Annotated in this window: 13 protein-coding genes; 8 read left to right on the forward strand and 5 right to left on the reverse strand. The window is 69.9% G+C overall.

The window, feature by feature from the left end:
• Nucleotides 1-94 precede the first annotated feature (94 nt).
• The 3 genes from tyrS to ABZY11_RS18120 are packed head-to-tail and all read right to left on the reverse strand — an operon-like array spanning nucleotide 95 to nucleotide 4,333.
• On the reverse strand, nucleotides 95-1,360 hold the full coding sequence (gene tyrS, locus ABZY11_RS18110) for a tyrosine--tRNA ligase (RefSeq protein ID WP_356480065.1): 1,266 nt from the start codon (nucleotides 1,358-1,360) through the stop codon (nucleotides 95-97).
• A gap of 58 nt (nucleotides 1,361-1,418) precedes the next feature.
• Nucleotides 1,419-2,813, reverse strand: coding sequence for a metallopeptidase TldD-related protein (locus ABZY11_RS18115; RefSeq protein ID WP_356480066.1), 1,395 nt, complete (start codon nucleotides 2,811-2,813; stop codon nucleotides 1,419-1,421).
• A complete protein-coding gene (locus tag ABZY11_RS18120; RefSeq protein WP_356480067.1) occupies nucleotides 2,810-4,333 on the reverse strand; it encodes a TldD/PmbA family protein in 1,524 nt (507 codons plus the stop codon). The genes ABZY11_RS18115 and ABZY11_RS18120 overlap by 4 nt, the downstream gene beginning before the upstream one ends.
• 231 nt (nucleotides 4,334-4,564) lie before the next feature.
• Here ABZY11_RS18120 and fabG point away from each other — a divergent pair, with 231 nt between their 5' ends.
• The 3 genes from fabG (at nucleotide 4,565) to ABZY11_RS18135 (ending at nucleotide 6,602) form a co-directional block, all read left to right on the forward strand.
• Nucleotides 4,565-5,284, forward strand: a complete 720-nt coding sequence (gene fabG / locus ABZY11_RS18125; protein WP_259931067.1) for a 3-oxoacyl-[acyl-carrier-protein] reductase — start codon at nucleotides 4,565-4,567, stop codon at nucleotides 5,282-5,284.
• A 5-nt stretch (nucleotides 5,285-5,289) separates the two neighbouring features.
• Nucleotides 5,290-6,057 (forward strand): enoyl-ACP reductase FabI, encoded by a 768-nt coding sequence (gene fabI / locus ABZY11_RS18130; RefSeq protein ID WP_356480068.1) that lies wholly within the window; start codon nucleotides 5,290-5,292, stop codon nucleotides 6,055-6,057.
• Nucleotides 6,058-6,224: 167 nt separating this feature from the next.
• Complete coding sequence (locus ABZY11_RS18135; RefSeq protein ID WP_356480069.1) at nucleotides 6,225-6,602, forward strand: hypothetical protein; 378 nt, start codon at nucleotides 6,225-6,227, stop codon at nucleotides 6,600-6,602.
• 37 nt (nucleotides 6,603-6,639) lie between these two features.
• On the opposite strand, the gene ABZY11_RS18140 is transcribed toward ABZY11_RS18135, so the two are convergent.
• Nucleotides 6,640-7,314 carry an FCD domain-containing protein gene (locus tag ABZY11_RS18140; RefSeq protein WP_356480070.1) on the reverse strand — a complete coding sequence of 225 codons (675 nt, stop codon included), beginning with the start codon at nucleotides 7,312-7,314 and terminating at the stop codon, nucleotides 6,640-6,642.
• A gap of 134 nt (nucleotides 7,315-7,448) precedes the next feature.
• On the opposite strand from ABZY11_RS18140, the gene ABZY11_RS18145 reads away from it, so the two are divergent.
• The 4 genes from ABZY11_RS18145 to ABZY11_RS18160 all read left to right on the forward strand — a co-directional run bounded on the left by ABZY11_RS18145 (nucleotide 7,449) and on the right by ABZY11_RS18160 (nucleotide 9,845).
• Nucleotides 7,449-8,756, forward strand: a complete 1,308-nt coding sequence (locus tag ABZY11_RS18145; protein ID WP_356480071.1) for an MFS transporter — start codon at nucleotides 7,449-7,451, stop codon at nucleotides 8,754-8,756.
• A gap of 26 nt (nucleotides 8,757-8,782) precedes the next feature.
• Nucleotides 8,783-8,893 carry an SGM_5486 family transporter-associated protein gene (locus tag ABZY11_RS18150; RefSeq protein WP_356480088.1) on the forward strand — a complete coding sequence of 37 codons (111 nt, stop codon included), beginning with the start codon at nucleotides 8,783-8,785 and terminating at the stop codon, nucleotides 8,891-8,893.
• 152 nt (nucleotides 8,894-9,045) lie between these two features.
• Complete coding sequence (locus ABZY11_RS18155; RefSeq protein ID WP_356480072.1) at nucleotides 9,046-9,252, forward strand: hypothetical protein; 207 nt, start codon at nucleotides 9,046-9,048, stop codon at nucleotides 9,250-9,252.
• A 74-nt stretch (nucleotides 9,253-9,326) separates the two neighbouring features.
• Complete coding sequence (locus ABZY11_RS18160) at nucleotides 9,327-9,845, forward strand: histidine phosphatase family protein (RefSeq protein WP_356480073.1); 519 nt, start codon at nucleotides 9,327-9,329, stop codon at nucleotides 9,843-9,845.
• Between the two features lie 69 nt (nucleotides 9,846-9,914).
• Here the strand turns inward: ABZY11_RS18160 and serB are convergent, their stop codons facing one another.
• Nucleotides 9,915-11,189, reverse strand: coding sequence for a phosphoserine phosphatase SerB (gene serB, locus ABZY11_RS18165; protein ID WP_356480074.1), 1,275 nt, complete (start codon nucleotides 11,187-11,189; stop codon nucleotides 9,915-9,917).
• 542 nt (nucleotides 11,190-11,731) lie between these two features.
• Between serB and ABZY11_RS18170 the strand changes: the two genes are divergently transcribed.
• Nucleotides 11,732-14,302 carry an FHA domain-containing protein gene (locus ABZY11_RS18170; RefSeq protein ID WP_356480075.1) on the forward strand — a complete coding sequence of 857 codons (2,571 nt, stop codon included), beginning with the start codon at nucleotides 11,732-11,734 and terminating at the stop codon, nucleotides 14,300-14,302.
• Nucleotides 14,303-14,396: the final 94 nt, after the last annotated feature.

Raw genomic sequence — 14,396 nt, forward strand, 5'->3', positions numbered from 1 at the left:
GGGGGCGCAGCGCACGGCAGCCACCGGGCACACAACACACTGCGGCCGGACACGCGTGACGCGTGTCCGGCCGCAGTGCCGATACGGTCCGGGATCAGCCGGTGACCTCGATGGCGGCGAGGTTCTTCTTGCCCCGGCGCAGCACCAGCCAGCGCCCGTGCAGCAGCTCCTCGCGGGCCGGTGCGCTCTCGCCGTCCGTGACCTTGATGTTGTTCACGTACGCACCGCCCTCCTTCACCGTGCGGCGGGCGCCCGACTTGCTCGGCGCCAGGCCGACCTCCACCAGGAGGTCCACCAGCGGGCCCAGCTCGGTGACCCGTGCGTGCGGCACCTCGGACAGCGCGGCACTCAGCGTCGCCTCGTCCAGCTCGCCGAGCTCACCCTGACCGAAGAGCGCCTTCGACGCCGCGATCACCGCGGCGCACTGATCGGCACCGTGCACCAGCGTCGTCAGCTCCTCGGCCAGCGCGCGCTGCGCCGTCCGGGCCTGCGGACGTTCCTCGGTGACCTTCTCCAGCTCCTCCAGCTCCGCGGGGCTGAGGAAGCTGAGGATGCGCATGTACCGCGAGATGTCCCGGTCGTCCACGTTCAGCCAGAACTGGTAGAACGCGTACGGCGTCGTCATCGTCGGGTCGAGCCAGACGGCCCCGCTCTCGGACTTGCCGAACTTGGTCCCGTCCGCCTTCGTCATCAGCGGGGTCGCCAGCGCGTGCACCTCGGCGCCCGGCTCCAGACGGTGGATCAGGTCGAGACCGGCGGTGAGGTTGCCCCACTGGTCGCTGCCGCCCTGCTGGAGGGTGCAGCCGTAGCGCCGGTACAGCTCCAGGTAGTCCATGCTCTGGAGCAGCTGGTAGCTGAACTCGGTGTAGCTGATGCCCTCGTCGGACTCCAGCCGCCGTGCGATGGATTCCTTGGTCAGCATCTTGTTGACGCGGAAGTGCTTGCCGATGTCCCGGAGGAACTCGATCGCGGACATGCCCGAGGTCCAGTCCAGGTTGTTCACCATGACCGCCGCGTTCTCGCCCTCGAAGGACAGGAACGGCTCGATCTGGGACCGCAGTCGCGTCACCCAGTTGGCGATCGTCTCCGGATCGTTCAGCGTGCGCTCCGCGGTCGGCCGCGGGTCACCGATCTGACCGGTGGCCCCGCCCACCAGGGCGAGCGGCCGCAGCCCGGCCCGCTGGAGCCGGCGCATGGTGAGCACCTGCACCAGATGGCCGACGTGCAGACTCGCCGCGCTGGGGTCGTAGCCGCAATAGAAGGTGACGGGACCGTCCGCGAGAGCCTTGCGCAGTGCGTCCTCGTCAGTGGACTGGGCGAACAGCCCACGCCACTTCAGCTCGTCGACGATGTCCGTCACGGTTCCAGTGCTCCTCGTGATGAATAGGGGAAACAGTTTCTCGCTCAGTCTAGGCGGGTCACACGCCCGGGCTCACCGAGCTCATGTTGAAGTCGGGGATCCGCAGCGCGGGCATCGCGGCCCGGGTGAACCAGTCGCCCCACTCGCGCGGCAGCGTCTTCTCCGTACGGCCCGCCTCCGTGGCCCGCGACAGCAGGTCCACCGGCGACTCGTTGAACCGGAAGTTGTTCACCTCGCCGACGACCTCGCCGTCCTCGACGAGATACACCCCGTCGCGGGTCAGCCCGGTCAGCAGCAGCGTCGCCGGATCGACCTCCCGGATGTACCACATGCAGGTCAGCAGCAGTCCGCGCCCGGTCGTCGCGGCCACCATCTCCTCCAGGGAGCGTTCACCACCGCCCTCCAGCACCAGGTTGTCGATCGCCGGCGAGACCGGCTGCCCGGTCAGCCCCGCCGTGTGCCGGGTGGTCGTCAGATGCTCCAGCCGGCCGTCCCGGACCCAGTCGGTCGGCGTCAGCGGCAGACCGTTGTCGAAGACGGAGGCACTGTCCCCGGAGGCGTGGGCGATCACGAACGGCGCCGCCTCCAGACCCGGTGCGTACGGGTCGCTGCGAAGTGTCAGCGGCAGCCCGGAGAGCATCTCGCCGAGCCTGGTCCCGCCCCCCGGCTTGGAGAACACCGTCCGGCCCTCCGCGGCGTCCCGCGCGGTCGACGACCACAGCTGGTAGATCAGCAGATCGGCGACGGCGGTCGGTGGCAGCAGCGTCTCGTACCGTCCGGCGGGCAGCTCGATACGGCGCTGTGCCCAGCGCAGCCGCTGCGCCAGTTCCGCGTCGAGCTCGGCCGGGTCGACATCCTTGAAGTCGCGCGTCGAGCGGCCCGCCCAGGACGAACGGGTGCGGTCGGGGGACTTGGCGTTGAGCTCCAGCGTCCCGGTCGGCTGGTCGTGGCGCAGCCGCAGACCCGTCGACGTACCGAGGTAGGTCGAGGTCAGCCGGTGGTGCGCGAAGCCGTACAGCTCACGGCCGCCGGAGCGGGCGCGGGCGAAGGCGTCGCCGAGGGCCGGGGCGAACTCCGCGAAGACGTCCGAGCCCGTCTCGGCCGGTGCGTCAGCGAAGTCGGGCGACGTGGGCACCCCGGTGACCAGCGGCTGGGCGTCCTCCGCCGGACCGGCCCCGCGCGCGGCGGCCTCGGCGGCCCGCACCAGCGGCTCCAGATCGTCGGCGGTGACCGCGGACCGCGACACCACACCGGACGCGGTGCCCTGCGCACCGTCGACGGTCGCGACGACGGTCAGGGTCCGCCCCCGCGTCACCCCGTTCGTCGTGAGCGCATTGCCGGCCCAGCGCAGATTCGCGGACGACTCCTCGTCGGCGATGACCACGCAGCCGTCGGCGGTGGACAGTTCGAGTGCCCGCTCGACGATCTCGTGCGGCTTGCTGACGCGGCTCATCGTCCGGCCTCCTGCGTCGTGTTGAGGATGTTCACGCCCCGGAAGAGGGCGGAGGGGCAGCCGTGCGAGACGGCCGCGACCTGGCCCGGCTGGGCCTTGCCGCAGTTGAAGGCGCCGCCCAGCACGTACGTCTGCGGGCCGCCGACCTTCTCCATCGAGCCCCAGAAGTCCGTCGTCGTGGCCTGGTACGCGACATCGCGCAGCTGACCGGCCAGCCTGCCGTTCTCGATGCGGAAGAACCGCTGCCCGGTGAACTGGAAGTTGTAGCGCTGCATGTCGATCGACCAGGACCGGTCGCCGACCACGTAGATGCCGCGTTCCACCCCGCCGATCAGATCCTCGGTGGACAGCCCGCCCGGGTCCGGCTGCAGCGACACGTTCGCCATCCGCTGCACGGGAACATGGCTCGGCGAGTCCGCGTACGCGCACCCGTTGGACCGGCCCAGGCCTGTCAGCTTCGCGATCCGCCGGTCCAGCTGGTACCCGACCAGCGTCCCGTCCTTGACCAGGTCCCAGGACTGCGCCTCGACGCCCTCGTCGTCGTACCCGATGGTCGCCAGCCCGTGCTCGGCGGTGCGGTCGCCCGTCACATTCATCACGGGGGAGCCGTACGCCAGCTTCCCCAGCTGGTCGAAGGTGGCGAACGAGGTCCCGGCGTACGCCGCCTCGTACCCCAGCGCACGGTCCAGCTCGGTGGCGTGGCCGATCGACTCGTGGATGGTCAGCCAGAGGTTGGACGGGTCGACGACCAGGTCGTACGTCCCCGCCTCGACGCTCGGCGCCCGCATCTTCTCCGCCAGCAGCCCGGGGATCCGCGCCAGCTCGTCGTCCCAGTCCCAGCCGGTCCCGGTCAGGTATTCCCAGCCGCGGCCCACCGGCGGGGCGATCGTCCGCATCGAGTCGAACTCACCGGTCGTCCCGTCCACGGCGACCGCGGTGAACTCCGGATGCAGCCGCACCCGCTGCTGGGTGGTCACGGTGCCCGCCGTGTCCGCGTAGAACTTGTTCTCATGGACGGTCGTCAGCGAGGCGTCCACATGCGCGACGCCCTCGGCCCCCAGGAGCCGGCCGCTCCACTCGGAGAGCAGCCCCGCCTTCTCCTCGTCCGGTACGTCGAAGGGGTCGATGTCGTACGCCGAGACCCAGGTCCGCTCGCCGTGCACCGGCTCGTCCGCCAGCTCGACCCGCTCGTCCGACCCGGCGGCCGCGATCACCTTCGCCGACAGCTTCGCCATGGCGACGGCCTGCGAGGCCACCTTCGCCGCGGCGTCCATCGTCAGGTCCACCCCGGACGCGAACCCCCACGCCCCGCCGTGCACCACCCGCACCGCGTACCCGAGATCGGTGGTGTCCGAGGACCCGGCGGGCCGGGCGTCCCGCAGCCGCCAGGACGCGCTGCGCACCCGCTCCAGCCGGAAATCGGCATGCACGGCACCCAGCGCCCGCGCGCGGGCGAGCGCCGCGTCGGCGAGGGCCCGCAGGGGCAGGGCCAGGAATGACTGATCTACCTCGTGGGGCACAGGGAATTCCCTTCTCGATACACCACGGAAGTGAATCACGCCGGATGGTGACCGCACCGGGGATATCGGACGCCGCCCGCCACGGGCCGGACACGGCGCCGCCCGACGGGTGGCCCTCTGTAGGAACCCCACAGTGCCCGGGGGAAGGCGCTGTCAGGGGCCGATTGCTTGTGGAGCACCTGGTACCGATAGGTTTTCGACGTACCAGACCGCTAGGGAAAGGGTGATCCGTTGAGCCGCTCGGTTCTCGTCACCGGAGGAAACCGGGGCATCGGCCTCGCCATCGCCCGCGCTTTCGCCGACAACGGCGACAAGGTCGCGATCACCTACCGCTCCGGCGAGCCGCCCGCGGTGCTCACCGAGGCCGGTGTTCTCGCGGTCCGTTGCGACATCACCGACGCCGAGCAGGTGGAGCAGGCCTACAAGGAGATCGAGGAGAAGCACGGTCCCGTCGAGGTGCTGGTCGCCAACGCCGGTATCACCAAGGACCAGTTGCTGATGCGGATGTCCGAGGACGACTTCACGTCCGTCGTCGACACCAACCTCACCGGCACCTTCCGGGTCGTCAAGCGCGCCAACCGCGGCATGCTGCGCGCCAAGAAGGGCCGCGTCGTCCTCATCTCCTCCGTGGTCGGACTGCTCGGCTCGGCCGGGCAGGCGAACTACGCCGCGTCCAAGGCGGGTCTGGTCGGCTTCGCCCGGTCGCTGGCCCGTGAACTCGGTTCGCGGAACATCACTTTCAACGTCGTCGCGCCCGGTTTTGTCGACACCGACATGACGCAGGTGCTCACCGAGGAGCAGCGCAAGGGCATCGTGTCCCAGGTGCCGCTCGGCCGCTACGCGCAGCCCGAGGAGATCGCCGCCGCGGTGCGCTTCCTCGCCTCCGACGACGCGTCGTACATCACTGGAGCCGTCATCCCCGTCGACGGCGGATTGGGCATGGGTCACTGATCACCATGAGCGGAATTCTCGACGGCAAGCGCATCCTCATCACCGGGGTGCTGATGGAGTCGTCCATCGCGTTCCACACCGCCAAGGTGGCCCAGGAGCAGGGCGCGGAGATCATCCTGACCGCCTTCCCGCGGCCCACGCTGACGGAGCGGATCGCCAAGAAGCTGCCCAAGCCGGCCAAGGTCATCGAGCTGGACGTGACCAACACCGAGCACCTGGACCGGCTCGAAGGCCTGGTGAAGGACGAGCTCGGCTCGCTCGACGGCGTCGTCCACTCCATCGGCTTCGCGCCGCAGGACGCGCTCGGCGGCAACTTCCTCAACACCCCGTTCGAGTCAGTCGCCACCGCGATGCACGTCTCGGCGTTCTCGCTGAAGTCGCTCGCCATGGCCTGCAAGCCGCTGATGAGCGACGGCGGCTCGGTCGTCGGCCTCACCTTCGACGCGCAGTTCGCCTGGCCGCAGTACGACTGGATGGGCCCGGCCAAGGCCGCGCTGGAGGCCACCTCCCGCTACCTCGCCCGTGACCTGGGCAAGGACGACATCCGCTGCAACCTGGTCTCCGCCGGACCGCTCAAGTCCATGGCCGCGAAGTCCATCCCGGGCTTCACCGAGCTCGCGGACGTGTGGAACACCCGCTCCCCGCTGTCCTGGGACATGACGGACCCGGAGCCGGCCGGCCGCGCCATCGTCGCGCTGCTCTCGGACTTCTTCCCGAAGACCACGGGCGAGATCATCCACGTCGATGGTGGCGTGCACATGATGGGTGCCTGATCTCGTACGACGGGCCCCGACACAGCCGCGTACCGCCTGGGACCAGGCGGTACGCGGCTCTGTTGTGTCCGCGCCCGGTTTCGGCCCGCTCAAGTCGAAAATACGGTCGATCCACCGCAGAATGTGATGAACCGGACTTCGGGTCAGGCTGCGGGGAGGAGGTCGCTGTGCGCGCCACACGTCGCCGGACCTGCGCCCTGCTGGCGGCCTCCATAGCCGTCGCCGGACTCGCCACCCCGGTGGGGATATCCGTGGCGGGGCGGATGGGAGCCGGGGCATCCACCCCCGCCACTCCCACACCCGACCCCGCCGGAGCCGAATGCCGTACGTCGGTCCGGGGCTCCCGGGTCGTCGCCTACTGCCACAACCCGTACCCCTCCACCGACCGCGTACAACTGCACACCGAATGCCGCCGCTGGTGGGACATAGACGCCGACGCCGTCCCGGTCGACGTGGGACCCGGGCGGACCGTGCGGATCGACGACCGCTGCTGGAAGGAAGTCGGCTCCGTCTGGGTCACACACCAGGTGCAGGACACGGCCTAGAGAGAGGCCCAGAGACCCTGGGGCCGCCGGACGGACCTCAGGTCCGGTCCACCAGACAGCTCAGCGCATGGCTCGCGGCCTCGGCCGCCGCCGTCTCGCCGTCGCCCGCCCGGATCGCCTCGACCAGCCTGCCGTGGTCCATGTGGTTCTCCGGCCGCAGCTCATGACCGATATCGCCCCTGAGATAGTCGCGCAGCAGATCGCCCAGGTCGGCGTAGAGACCGGTCAGCACGTCGTTGTGCGAGGCGGCCACCACCGCCAGATGCAGCGTCGCGTCCGCCGCGACGAACGCGTCGGCGTCTCCCGCGGCCCAGGTCTCCTCCCGGCGCGCCATGAGCGCGTCCAGCTGCTTCAGATCCCGCTCGGTGCGCCGGGCGGCGGCCAGCCTCGCCGCCGACGACTCCAGGGTGGAGCGCAGCTCGGCGACATGGCGCGGATCGGCGGAGGCGAAGCGGCGGTGCATCACCCCGGCAAGTTCGCTGGTGGCGACGACATAGGTGCCCGACCCCTGCCGGATGTCGAGCAGGCCGTTGTGCGCGAGGGCGCGCACGGCCTCCCGGACGGTGTTGCGGGCCACCCCCAGCTGCTCCACCAGCTCGGGCTCGGTGGGAATGCGTGAACCCACGGGCCACTCGCCCGAGGTGATCTGATTCCTCAACTGGGCAATCACCTGGTCGGCGAGTGCCGAACGCCGCGGAGACGTCAGCGCCATGGTGCTCCTTGGTCGGGTTGCTGGAGTGATGAGGGCAGTGAGGGTGACGGGGCTGCTCTGCGGTAGCGAATGGTCTCAGAGCAGCTCTCGAAGGATTGGACAATCAATCATCCCATGATTCTATGATGGGCCACATGCCCGACGACGAGACCCGGCCACAGACCCGGACCCCCGCCACCACGATGGACGCACCCACGAAACCCCCAGCCGTACGAACCCCGCAGGACCCGCGGTCGGCGCAGGCCGCCGACGGGCCCTCTCCCTGGCTGCTCCGGCTGGTCGTCGTCGGGCTGGTCCTCACCGCGCTCAACCTGCGCCCCGCCATCACCAGCCTCGGCGCCCTCCTCGAAGAGGTACGGGACGGGCTGCACATGAGCGGCAGCGTCGCCGGCGTCCTGACCTCCGTACCACCGCTCTGCTTCGCGGTCTTCGGCATCATGGCGCCGCGCCTCGCCCGCCGCTTCGGCCCCGGCGCGGTCGTCTGCGCCGGCATGACCGCCATCACCGCCGGTCTGGTGGTCCGGCCGCTCGTCGGCGGGACGGCCGGCTTCCTCGCCGCGAGCGCCCTCGCCCTCATGGGCATCGCCGTCAGCAACGTCCTGATGCCGGTGATCGTCAAGCGCTGGTTCCCGGACCGGGTCGGCTCCATGACCGGGCTCTACTCCATGGCCCTGGCCCTCGGCACCTCGCTCGCCGCCGCGGTGACCGTGCCCATGACCAGCGCGCTGGGCGGCAGCTGGCGTCTGGGGCTCGGCGTCTGGGCCGTGCTCGCCGCCGCCGCGATCCTGCCCTGGATCCCGCTGGTACGTGACCGGCGCGGCGCCCCCGGGCAGCCGGCCGCCCAGCAGCCGGGCACCCCCGCCCTCAGGATCACCCGCAGCCGCACCGCCTGGGGCCTCGCCTGCTTCTTCGGCCTTCAGGCCACCGCCGCGTACATCACCATGGGATGGATGCCGCAGATCTTCCGCGACGCCGGGGTCTCGGCCGGTACGGCGGGTGTGCTGCTCGCCGTGACCATGGCGATGGGCGTGCCGCTCGCCTTCGTCATCCCGAGGGTCGCGACCCGGATGAAGAACCAGGGCCCGATCGTCGTCTTCCTCGGCAGCTGCGGCCTCATCGGCTACGCGGGCCTCTTCCTGGCGCCGGCCGGCGGGGCCTGGGCCTGGGCGCTGCTCCTGGGCATCTCGAACTGCTCCTTCCCGCTCGCCCTGACCATGATCGGCATGCGGTCCCGCAGCGGCGCGGGGGTGGTCCGGCTGTCCGCGTTCGCCCAGTCCGTCGGCTATCTGATCTCGATCCCGGGACCGCTGCTGATCGGTGTGCTCTACCAGCACAGCGGCGGCTGGGGGCTGCCGATCGCGCTGATGGCGGGCCTCATGGTGCCGCAGATGGCGTTCGGAATCCTGGCCGGGCGGGACCGGACGATCGAGGACGAATGCTGAAGTGCGAGACTGGCCCCATGTCTCCTGTGCTCGACCCGAATCCCCAGAACGGTCAGAAGAAGTTCCTCCTCGTACTCGGGGCGATGCTGCTGATCACCGTGATCATCGCAGTGATCTCCTCGATCGCGGCCCCCTGAGCCGCGCGGCCGCCGGCCGCCGAAGGTGGGGCTAACCCCAGCATCCCCTAGGGGGCCAGGGTCAGGGTGAAGTGGGTGGGTCGCCGGATGGGGCCGACGGCCCCGGATCCGTAGGTTCTCGGTATCAGCACCGATGACTCACGGAGGCGGACATGCCGGCCCCAACGCACACCCCGACCACCCACCCGGCCACGGGCAGCGTCGAGGTCCGGCTGCCGTGGTGGGCCATCGCGCTGCCCGCGATCGCGTTCGCCGCACTCCTCCTGTTGATCGTGGGATCCGGCGAGGCACACGCCGCGACCAGCGATCCGGCGATCAGCCGGTTGCTTGAGCGAATCGTGGCCCTGGTGACCCGCTGACGCCGCCCGCGCACCCCGCAGCAGCCCCTCAACACCCTGCGCCGGGCGGCACATTTCATGCGAAGCTGAGGTGTATGAGCGCCGATACACCTCGCAGGATCGTTCTTCTCAGGCATGCAAAGGCGGAATGGTCGCAGGACTCCGACCACGAGCGACCGCTCGCCGAGCGCGGCCGCAAGGATGCCCCCGTCGCAGGCCGCAAACTCGTCGACTCCGGGATCGACCTCGATCTGGCCCTCTGCTCCACCGCCGCCAGGACGCGCGAGACGTGGAAGCTGGCCGTCCACGAGATGCCGCACCGCCCCAGGACCGTGTACGAGGAGCGGCTGTACGAGGCGTCCCCCGGCGAGCTCATCGCCCTGATCAACGAGACCCCCGACGATGTGCACGACCTCCTGGTCATCGGCCACAACCCCGGCATGCACGCGGTCGCCGACGCCCTCTCGGAATCGGCCGAGGGCGATGCCCTGGCCCGGATGAACCGCGGTGGCTTCCCCACCGCCGCGTTCGCCGTCGTCGAGTTCACCGGCTCCTGGAAGGGCGTCGAGCACGGAGTGGGCAAGCTGGTCGAGTACTGGACGCCCAACGACTGATCCCGCTGCCGTACGACGCAGGGCTCCGGTGCGGGAAGCACCGGGGCCCTGCTCGCAGGCGCGAACGTGTCAGTCGACGAGACCGTCGGCGGCCTCGACCTCCTCGCGGGTGATGCCGAGCAGATAGAGCACGGTGTCCAGGAACGGCACGTTCACCGCGGTGTGCGCGGCCTCGCGGACCACCGGCTTGGCGTTGAAGGCCACCCCGAGCCCGGCGGTGTTCAGCATGTCCAGGTCGTTCGCACCGTCACCGATCGCGACGGTCTGCGCCAGCGGCACCCCGGCCTGCTCGGCGAAGCTGCGCAGCAGCCGCGCCTTGCCCGCCCGGTCGACGATGTCGCCGACCACCCGGCCGGTGAGCTTTCCGTCGACCACTTCCAGTGTGTTGGCAGAGGCGAAGTCGAGCCCGAGCCGCTCCTTCAGATCGTCGGTGACCTGGGTGAACCCGCCCGAGACCACACCCACTTGGTAGCCGAGCCGCTTCAGCGTACGGATCAGGGTGCGCGCGCCCGGCGTGAGCCGCACCTCGGCGCGCACCTTGTCCACCACCGACACATCGAGCCCGGCCAGCAGCGCCACCCGTGCGTGCAGCGACTGCTCGAAGTCGAGCTCGCCGCGCATCGCCTGCGCGGTCACCTCGGCGACCTTGTCCTCGCAGCCCGCGTGGGCGGCGAAGAGCTCGATGACCTCGTCCTGGATGAGCGTCGAGTCGACGTCCATGACGACCAGCCGCTGTGCCCGGCGGCTCAGCCCGGCCGACACCACCGCGACATCGACACCGATGCCGGCGGACTCCGTCGCCAGTGCGGTCCGCAGCTCCTCGGTCCCGGTGCCGGACACCGCGAACTCGACTGCCGTGACCGGGTACTTCGCGAGCCGGAAGATCCGGTCGATGTTGCCTCCGGTGGAGGTGATCGTGGCCGCTATGGCGGCGGTCGACTCCGCGGTCAGCGGGTGCCCGAGCACCGTCACATGGGAGCGCCCGTGGCCACGCGGCCGGTTGTCACCGGTGCCGGAGATGATCTCGGCCTGAAGCTTCAGCGAGTCGGCCCAGCTGTGCACGGTCGCCCGCAGATCGCCCTCGGTGGTACCGCCCGCGGTCGGGGCGGTGACCAGTGCGCACAGGACGATGCGGCCACGGGTGACGACCTGCTCGATGTCGACGACATCGACCGAGTAGGCGGCGAGGGTGTCGAAGAGCCCGGCGGTGATGCCGGGGCGGTCCTTCCCGAAGATCTTCACGAGAAGGGTGGGTGTGTCGGTGCCCCGACGGGACTCAGGGGACCCAGGGGACTCGGAGGACTCAGGAGACGAGGAGGACCGAGGTGGCTGAGATGCGCTCATGGTGCTCCCACCGTATCGGTCTGCCGCGAGGCACCGGAGGCCCGTCCCGAGGACCGGACAGCGCGTCGGACCCTTAGAGTCTGTCGGGTGACCTCCGACCGGGCGGACGCGGTCTGGCACGCACGCTTCCCGCATTGTCGTCGGTCGCCAACGCTCCGCGTTGACTCCCTCCTCCGCCTTGGAATCGCACGCACCAGACCGCGTCCGCCATCCGATCCGAGGTCACCCGGCAGACTCTTACCCCCGCCCGGAGCACACGCGCGGTGACGGACTGCGCGCGTCCGGATCCGGCCGGTGGCCGAGGGGGTGGGACACGGCAGGTCTGGCCAGCCCTGGATATCCCCTTTGCAGGCGATTCATGGTTACTCGGGGTGCTTACCGCCCCCTGCTCCGTTTATTCGTGTCGGCACCGTAACGATGCAGGTCTCGGCAGGGTCTTCACCCCGCCCGACTTTCGTATCCGGGACTGGTCCTGGAATAGTTCCCCACGATGTTCAGCATCCCTAGGCCCCCTGTGATGGGGGCAACTCGGGGGACAACTAGTGGGGCGCGGAGTGCCGGAACTCGTACTGGAATTGAATGGAAGGACCTGGACGCTCGATCCGTCCAGGTCGTACACCCTCGGGCGCGATCCGCAGGGCGACCTGACGATCGACGACGCCAGGGTGTCGTGGCGCCATGCCACGATCAGCTGGGGTGGCCGGAGTTGGTTCATCGAGGACCACGGCAGCACCAACGGCACCTATGCGCAGGGCAGCCGGGTCCAGCAGCTGGAGATCGGCCCCGGCTCCGTCGTACATCTGGGCAATGCCACTGACGGTCCGCGGCTGAGCCTCACCGCCGCGGCGGGCGCCGATGTGTACAGCGGGCAGGGCGCCGGTGCCCAGCAGGCACCCGCCCCGCAGCCCCAGCAGGGTGGCGCCGGCTGGCCCGGCCAGCAGGCCCCCGCTCCGCAGCAGCCACAGCAGGGCTGGCCGCAGCAGGCTCCCCAGGGCCCGCCGCAGCAGCCCGTACAGCCCCAGGTCCCGCAGCAGCAGGGCATGGCGAGGACGCCCGGCGCGGGCGGTCCCGGCGGTGCCGCGGGGGCGCCGCCGGTGTACGGCGACCGCAGCCCGACCACGTTCCACCAGCTGGACCTCGGCCGGGTCATGCGCATCGGTCGTGCGCTGGAGAACGAACTGGTCGTCTCCGACCTCCAGGTCTCGCGCCACCACGCCGAATTTCACGCGACCCCCGACGGCCGCTTCGAGATCCGTGACCTCGGTTCCCACAACGGCACGTACGTCAACGGCCAGCCGCTCTCCAAGTCCGGCTCCGCGCTCATCGGCCCCAACGACATCGTCGGCGTCGGTCACTCGACCTTCCGCCTGGTCGGCGACCGGCTCGAAGAGTTCGTCGACACCGGTGAGGTCTCCTTCTCCGCCCGCCACCTCACGGTGACGGTCGACGGCGGGAAGCAGATCCTCAAGGACGTCTCCTTCGGCGTCCCGGAGAAGTCGCTCATCGCGGTCATCGGCCCGTCCGGATCCGGCAAGTCCACCCTGCTCAAGGCGCTCACCGGCTACCGGCCCGCCAACCAGGGCGACGTCCTCTACGACAACCGGAACCTGTACAAGCAGTTCGCCGAGCTGCGCCAGCGCATCGGTCTGGTACCGCAGGACGACATCCTGCACAAGGAACTGACCGTCACCAAGGCGCTCAAGTACGCGGCCAAGCTCCGCTTCCCCGCGGACACCACCGAGGCCGAGCGCCAGGCCCGGATCCTCGAAGTCCTCGCCGAGCTCAAGCTCGACATCCACAAGGACAAGAAGGTCACCTCGCTCTCCGGCGGTCAGCGCAAGCGCGTCTCCGTCGCCCTGGAGCTGCTCACCAAGCCGTCGCTGATCTTCCTGGACGAGCCGACCTCCGGTCTCGACCCGGGCATGGACCGCGATGTCATGCAGCTGCTGCGCGGCCTGGCCGACGACGGCCGTACCGTCCTGGTCGTCACGCACTCCGTCGCCGAGCTGGCGATCTGCGACAAGCTGCTGGTCATGGCGCCGGGCGGCTCCGTCGCCTACTTCGGCCCGCCGGAGGAAGCGCTCAACTTCTTCGGCTACACCACCTGGGCCGATGTCTTCTCCGCGTTCGAGAACTACCGCGACTACGACTGGGCGGGCCGCTGGCGCGGTTCGCAGCACTACCAGATGTACGCCGCGGACATCGACTCCGTCGCCGCGCAGTCCGTGCACATGCCGCCCCCGCAGCAGATGCGCCCGCCGAAGCCGCAGAGCTGGTCGGCCCAGCTGTGGACGCTGATGCGCCGCTACATCTCGGTGATCGCGTCCGACAAGGGCTTCATGGGCCTGATGCTGATCCTGCCCGCCGTGCTCGGCGTGGTCAGCGTGGTCATCCCGGCCGACTTCGGTCTGGCCCCGCCGAAGCCGCCGTCCCGGTTCAACGGAGCCGCCGGAACGATCATGCTGATCCTCGCGGTCGGCATGTGCTTCTCCGGTGCGGCCAACTCCGTACGAGAACTGATCAAGGAACGCGTCATCTACGAACGGGAACGGGCCACCGGCCTGTCCCGCTCCGCCTATCTGATGTCCAAGGTGATCGTTCTCGGCGTGATCACCGCCATCCAGGGCGTCATCATCTGCGGTATCGGCTTCGCCACCCGTGAGCTGCCCGAAGAGGGCCTCATCATGCCGCCGGCCGTCGAGCTCTGCCTGACGATCATCGCGCTCGGCTTCACCTCGATGATGTTCGGCCTGGTGATCTCCTCGCTGGTGAAGACCGCCGAGAAGACCATGCCGCTGCTGGTCATGTTCGCGATCGTCCAGGTCGTCTTCACCGGCATCCTCTTCCAGGTGTTCGGCTCGCCGGGCCTGGAGCAGTTCGCCTGGCTGATGCCGTCCCGCTGGGCCATCGCCGGCGCGGGCACGACGCTGGACCTCTCGCACCTCATGGCGCCGTGGGACCCGAAGAACCCGACCGACCTCGACCCGCTCTGGGAGCACTCGGCCGGTCAGTGGGGGATCAACATCTCGGTACTCCTGCTGCTCGGCATCATCTGCGGCGTCGTGGTCGCGCGACTGCTGCGCCGCCACGAGCCGGAGGTCATGCGCAAGTAGACGCGGGCAACCGCGACCCATGCCGAAGGGCGGCACCCCGCGCGGGGTGCCGCCCTTCGGGTTGGGTGGGGGGGCGGCGGGGGGCGGTGGCGGG

This window comes from Streptomyces sp. NPDC006510 (assembly GCF_040611955.1).
In the GTDB taxonomy this organism is placed as follows: Bacteria; Actinomycetota; Actinomycetes; order Streptomycetales; family Streptomycetaceae; genus Streptomyces.

Bases quoted from the DNA above. Each gene is read 5' to 3' on its own strand.
- ABZY11_RS18115 (WP_356480066.1), bottom strand. From the start codon at position 2,813: ATGAGCCGCGTCAGCAAGCCGCACGAGATCGTCGAGCGGGCACTCGAA.
- fabI (WP_356480068.1), top strand. From the start codon at position 5,290: ATGAGCGGAATTCTCGACGGCAAGCGCATCCTCATCACCGGGGTGCTG.
- ABZY11_RS18140 (WP_356480070.1), bottom strand. From the start codon at position 7,314: ATGGCGCTGACGTCTCCGCGGCGTTCGGCACTCGCCGACCAGGTGATT.
- ABZY11_RS18145 (WP_356480071.1), top strand. From the start codon at position 7,449: ATGCCCGACGACGAGACCCGGCCACAGACCCGGACCCCCGCCACCACG.
- ABZY11_RS18155 (WP_356480072.1), top strand. From the start codon at position 9,046: ATGCCGGCCCCAACGCACACCCCGACCACCCACCCGGCCACGGGCAGC.
- ABZY11_RS18160 (WP_356480073.1), top strand. From the start codon at position 9,327: ATGAGCGCCGATACACCTCGCAGGATCGTTCTTCTCAGGCATGCAAAG.
- serB (WP_356480074.1), bottom strand. From the start codon at position 11,189: ATGAGCGCATCTCAGCCACCTCGGTCCTCCTCGTCTCCTGAGTCCTCC.